This window comes from Azospirillum formosense (assembly GCF_013340925.1).
In the GTDB taxonomy this organism is placed as follows: domain Bacteria; phylum Pseudomonadota; class Alphaproteobacteria; order Azospirillales; family Azospirillaceae; genus Azospirillum; species Azospirillum formosense.
Genome location: NZ_WHOR01000345.1, coordinates 1 through 4,984 on the forward strand (window position 1 = coordinate 1; position 4,984 = coordinate 4,984).

At 72.2% G+C, this 4,984-nt stretch carries 6 protein-coding genes; 5 read left to right on the forward strand and 1 reads right to left on the reverse strand.

Annotated elements, in window-relative coordinates; all coding sequences use genetic code 11:
• The first annotated feature begins 138 nt into the window (after positions 1–138).
• The 3 genes from GBZ26_RS26745 to GBZ26_RS26755 all read left to right on the forward strand — a co-directional run bounded on the left by GBZ26_RS26745 (position 139) and on the right by GBZ26_RS26755 (position 3,237).
• Positions 139–687, forward strand: coding sequence for an NAD(P)/FAD-dependent oxidoreductase (locus tag GBZ26_RS26745; protein WP_247884920.1), 549 nt, complete (start codon positions 139–141; stop codon positions 685–687).
• Between the two features lie 107 nt (positions 688–794).
• Positions 795–2,636, forward strand: coding sequence for a sensor histidine kinase (locus GBZ26_RS26750; RefSeq protein WP_174441429.1), 1,842 nt, complete (start codon positions 795–797; stop codon positions 2,634–2,636).
• On the forward strand, positions 2,626–3,237 hold the full coding sequence (locus GBZ26_RS26755; RefSeq protein ID WP_174441430.1) for a response regulator transcription factor: 612 nt from the start codon (positions 2,626–2,628) through the stop codon (positions 3,235–3,237). The genes GBZ26_RS26750 and GBZ26_RS26755 overlap by 11 nt, the downstream gene beginning before the upstream one ends.
• A 3-nt stretch (positions 3,238–3,240) precedes the next feature.
• On the opposite strand, the gene trxC is transcribed toward GBZ26_RS26755, so the two are convergent.
• On the reverse strand, positions 3,241–3,690 hold the full coding sequence (gene trxC / locus GBZ26_RS26760; protein WP_174441431.1) for a thioredoxin TrxC: 450 nt from the start codon (positions 3,688–3,690) through the stop codon (positions 3,241–3,243).
• A 310-nt stretch (positions 3,691–4,000) separates the two neighbouring features.
• On the opposite strand from trxC, the gene GBZ26_RS26765 reads away from it, so the two are divergent.
• Together GBZ26_RS26765 and GBZ26_RS26770 are read left to right on the forward strand one after the other, a co-directional pair.
• On the forward strand, positions 4,001–4,546 hold the full coding sequence (locus tag GBZ26_RS26765; protein WP_246654091.1) for a hypothetical protein: 546 nt from the start codon (positions 4,001–4,003) through the stop codon (positions 4,544–4,546).
• Positions 4,547–4,634: 88 nt separating this feature from the next.
• Positions 4,635–4,984: SDR family NAD(P)-dependent oxidoreductase (locus GBZ26_RS26770; protein ID WP_174441433.1), on the forward strand; the 350-nt coding region annotated here is incomplete at its 3' end.

The following is a 4,984-nucleotide window of genomic DNA, read 5'->3' on the forward strand; positions in this document are numbered from 1 at the left end:
TGCCGTTGCTGTGTGTTTTGTTTTATATCTCCTGTACATCCCCGATGTCTCCACCGGGTAGATCGTCGGCCGCGTCCGACGTGTATAAGAGACAGCGTCACGGAGGTCGACGCGGACGGCAAGGACAAGGCGCGGCACGTGGTGGGCAGCCGCCTGACCATGATGCTTCCCGCCTTCCGCGGCATCGCCCCCCTGCGCGGGGTGGAGGGGCTGGTGAACCCGCGCGGCTTCGTGTTGACCGACCGCCACCAGCGCAACCCCACCTTCCGCAACGTCTTCGGGGTCGGCGTCTGCATCGCCATCCCGCCGGTGGAGAAGACCCCCGTCCCGGTCGGCGTTCCGAAGACCGGCTACATGATCGAGACCATGGTGACCGCCGCCGCCCACAACATCCGCGCCATCCTGGACGGCAAGGAGCCGACGGAGGAGGCGACCTGGAACGCGCTCTGCCTCGCCGATTTCGGGGACAGCGGCGTCGCCTTCGTCGCCATGCCGCAGATCCCGCCGCGCAACGTCAACTGGTCGTCGCACGGGCGCTGGGTCCATCTCGCCAAGGTCGGCTTCGAGCGCTACTTCCTGCGCAAGGTGCGCAAGGGCATCGGCGAGCCGGTCTATGAACGCTACGCGCTGAAACTGCTGGGCCTGACGCGCGTGCAGCCGGACGCGCCGGCCACGCTCGACGGATAAGGAGCCATACGGATTGAAAGTGGCCGGGCACGGGTGTATGCGGCGCGAGGGGGAAACGGACGCCCCCCGCGCCTTTTCCCGTTCACCGGCCCTGCCCGAAGGAAGCCATGCCCCCCACGCCCCGACCGCTTCGCCTGACGCTCGCGCTGGCCGCGACGATTCTGGCGGTGGCCCCGGCCGGGGCGGCGGAGCCGCCGATTCGCGTCGGCGTGCTGGCCTACCGCGGCGGCGACCACGCCAACGCCGTCTGGGAACCGACCGTCCGCTATCTGGCGGACCGCTTTCCGCAGCGCGGGGCGGAGATGGTGCCGCTCGACCTGCCGGGCATGGACGCGGCGGTGGCCGCCGGAAGCGTCGATTTCGTGCTGACCAACACCGGCAATTATGTGGAGCTGGAGGCCCGCCACGGCGTCACCCGCATCGCCACGCTCCATTCCTCCCGCTCCGGCGCGTCGGGGGCGGCGGTGGGGTCCGCTCTGATCGTCCGGGCCGGGCGCGACGACATTCGGACGCTTGCGGACCTCAAGGGCAAGTCCGTGATGGCGGTGGACCCCGACGCCTTCGGCGGCTTCCAGATCGCCTGGGGCGCGATGCTGACGGCCGGGGTCGATCCCTACGCCGATGTGAAGGAGCTGCGCTTCTCCGGCTTCCCGGTGGACCGCGTCGCCTTCGCCGTCCGCGACGGGGAGGTGGACGCCGGCGTTCTGCGCGCCTGCGTGCTGGAGGAGCTGGCCGAGGAAGGCCGCCTCGACCGCGCGGGGTTCCAGGTCGTCGGCGCCCGGACGGAGCCGGGATTCGGCTGCGCCCTGTCCACTGGCCTCTACCCCGACTGGCCGCTCGCCCGGCTGGCCAACACGCCGGAGGATCTGGCCAAGGCGGTGGTGGTCGCGCTGTTCCAGATGCCCGACGGCCATCCGGCGGCGCTGGCCGGCGGCTACGAGGGCTGGACGGTGCCGATGGACTACCAGCCGGTCCACGGCCTGTTCCGCAGCCTGCGCGTCGGCCCCTACGAGCATCTGCGCGACGTCACCCTGCTCGACCTCGCGCGCGAGCATTGGCACTGGCTGGCGCTGGCCGCGCTGGCCCTGCTGTGGTGGGCGGTCCATTCGCTGCGGGTCGAGCATCTCATCAAGGTGCGCACCGCCGAGCTGCGCGCCGCCAACCGCGAGCTGCGCCGCGAGATGGCCGAGCGCCGCCGCGCCGAGGACACCGCGCGGGAGCGGCAGAAGGAGATGGACCACGTCGCCCGCCTCTCCATCCTCGGCGAGATGGCCAGCAACATCGCGCATGAGCTGAACCAGCCGCTGGGCGCCATCGCCAACTACGCCCGCGGCTGCACGCGGCGGCTGGAGGCCGGGGTGGGCAGCACTGCCGAGTTCGCCGAGGCGTCCCGCGCCATCGCCGCCCAGGCCGACCGCGCCGGGCAGATCATCGCCCGCATCCGCGACTTCGTGCGCAAGCGCGCCGCCCAGCTGGAGCCGGCCGACGTCAACGGCGCGGTGGAGGCGGCGCTGCAGCTCTGCGAGGGGCGGGCGCGCAGCGGCAACATCCCGGTCACCCGCGACCTGGCCCCCGGCCTGCCGCCGGTCCTGGCCGACCGGGTGCAGATCGAGCAGGTCGTCCTGAACCTCGTCAAGAACGCCTTGGACGCCATGGATGGCGAGACGGAGGGGGGACGCGGCGTCACCGTGCATACCGGGCTGGACGCGGAAGGGCGGGTGGAGATCGCCGTGGCCGACCGTGGGCACGGCCTGTCGGAGGACGCGCGGGCGCGCCTGTTCGACCCCTTCTTCACCACCAAGCCGGGCGGCATGGGCCTCGGCCTGTCGATCTGCCGGACCATCGTGGAAAGCCATGGCGGCCATCTCTGGGCCACCGATCATCCGGGCGGGGGCACCGTGGTGCGCTTCGTCCTGCCCGCAGCGGAGGAGAAGGTCGATGCAGGCTGACGCGGCCCGCACCGTTTACGTGGTGGACGACGATCCGGCGATGCGCCATTCGCTGGGCTGGCTGATCGGCTCGCTGGGCGTGGCGGTGGAGTCCTTCGGCTCCGGCGAGGAGTTCCTGCGCGCCATGCGCGCCGACCGGCCCGGCTGCCTCGTCACCGACGTGCGGATGCCGGGAATGAGCGGGCTGGAGTTGCAGGACACGCTGGCCCGCGCCGGCTCCGTCCTGGCCGTGGTGGTCATCACCGGCCACGGCGACGTGCCGATGGCCGCCCGCGCCTTCCGCGCCGGGGCGGTGGATGTCATCGAGAAGCCCTTCAACGATCAGCTTCTCCTCGACCGGGTGCACGAGGCGCTGGAGAAATCCCGCCGGGCGTGGGAGGCGCAGGCGCGCAAGGCCCAGGTCCGCGCCCTGCTGGCCCGCCTGACCCCGCGGGAGCGGCAGGTCGCCGATCTGGTGGTGCAGGGCAAGCCGAACAAGGTCATCGCGGCGGAGATCAACCTCAGCCTGAAGACGGTGGAGGTGCACCGCCACAACGTCATGGACAAGCTGGAGGTCGCCTCCGTCTCCGACCTGACTCGGCTGCTTCTGGAAGCGGAGTAGCGCTCAGACGGCCGCCATCGCCTGCCGCACCCAGCCGAGCAGGGCGGGCAGCGGCATCGCCCCGGCGGTGCGCGCCACCTCGCGCCCATGGTGGACCAGCACGAGGGTCGGAATGCTGCGCACGCCGAAGCGGGCGGCCAGATCGGGGGCGGCCTCGGTGTCGACCTTGGCGAGGCGGACATGGGGCTCCAGCCGGCCGGCGGCCTGCTCGAAGACCGGCGCCATCATCCGGCACGGCCCGCACCACTCCGCCCAGAAGTCGATGAGCAGCGGCAGGTCGCTGCGCTCCGCCTGGGCGGTGAAGCGGGCGCTGGTCAGCGCGATGGGCTTGCCCTGGAACAGCGGCTGCCCGCAGTGGCCGCATTTCCCGGCGCCCGGCTGGTCGAGGCGGGTGCGCGGCATGCGGTTCAGGGTGTCGCAGCTCGGGCAGGCGACGTGCAGAAGGTCGGACATGGCGCGGCTCCCTCCAGGACGGGCGTTTTCATCAGCGTGATCTAATGCAGCGTCCGCGAAGCGCAAGAGGCCGGCGGCGCGGGGCAGGGCCGCGGCCGATGCCCCTTTTCATTGCAGGGTCAAGCGGACGGCACGACCCTGCGATGTGCGCCTTCGGCATTGCGGTCGGCGGGGCGCTGTTCCTAGAATGCCGCCCGTGGCCGCCGCCCCGCCGGGAGCGGCCAAGTCCTTCCGCCCACATCCTTCCGCAGAACCGCGATTCCGAATGAAGCCTTCCTTTTCGTCCGCCTCCGCCGCCGGCTGTTCCTCCATGGATGATCCCGGCCTCGCCCTGGCGCGCGCGCGGGCGCTGACGGCGGGATGGGGGGCCGGGGCGCGGGCGCTGTCCGCGCTGCCCGCCGCCGTGGTCCCGGCGCCCTATCGGACGCTGCTCGACCATGACCGCGGCATGACCGCCGTCCTGTCGGAGCGGTGGGGCGAGCCGGTGGGCGTGCGGGTGCTGCGCCAGTGGACGGAGCCGGACGGCACGGCGCTGTGGCGCGACATCGTGCTGACGGTCGGGCCGGACGCGCGGCCGGTGGAGCTGGCGAGCATCCGCATCGCGCTCGGCGGCTTTCCCGCGGCCTTCGCCGATCGGCTTCGCGAGGGGACGGAGCCCTTCGGGCGCCTGCTGGCGCGCAACGGCGTCGCCTTCTCGGTGGAGGTGCTGGGCCTGCTGACCGCTCCGGCCGACCACGTCTGGGCTGCGGAGGGGCGCGTGTCCCCTGGCGCCGCGCTGTACGGGCGCATCGGGCGGCTGGTGCGGGCGGACGGCTGGACCATCGCGGAAACGGTGGAACTGCTTCCCCGCGCCTGACGCCTGACATCGGACGCCGAACGGGGTGCCATCCGGCGGAGCATCTGGTAAATCTGCAAGACCGTCCACCCTCTCCCCAACGGTAACCATGACCGCCCCGCATCTTCCCTATCTGTCGCAGTTCTCGCTGGAAGGCCGGGTGGCGCTGGTCACCGGGTCCGGGCGCGGGCTGGGTCTGGAAATCGCCCGCGCCATGGCCGGATCCGGCGCCCATGTGCTGCTGAACGGGCGCGACGCCGCGCGGCTGGAGCCGTTGGCCGAGGCCATCGCCGCGGCGGGCGGGCCGGCCTCCGGGCTGGCCTTCGACGTGGCCGCCCGGGATGCGGTGCGGGACGCCTACCCGCGGGACGGCCGGGACCAAGGACGGCTTGACATGCCGGTCACGGATGTCGGCCAGAGCAACCGCCATCCGCTGACCGGCTTCGCCGCAGAGGAGAA

Bases quoted from the DNA above. Each gene is read 5' to 3' on its own strand.
- GBZ26_RS26750 (WP_174441429.1), top strand. From the start codon at position 795: ATGCCCCCCACGCCCCGACCGCTTCGCCTGACGCTCGCGCTGGCCGCG.
- GBZ26_RS26755 (WP_174441430.1), top strand. From the start codon at position 2,626: ATGCAGGCTGACGCGGCCCGCACCGTTTACGTGGTGGACGACGATCCG.
- trxC (WP_174441431.1), bottom strand. From the start codon at position 3,690: ATGTCCGACCTTCTGCACGTCGCCTGCCCGAGCTGCGACACCCTGAAC.
- GBZ26_RS26765 (WP_246654091.1), top strand. From the start codon at position 4,001: ATGGATGATCCCGGCCTCGCCCTGGCGCGCGCGCGGGCGCTGACGGCG.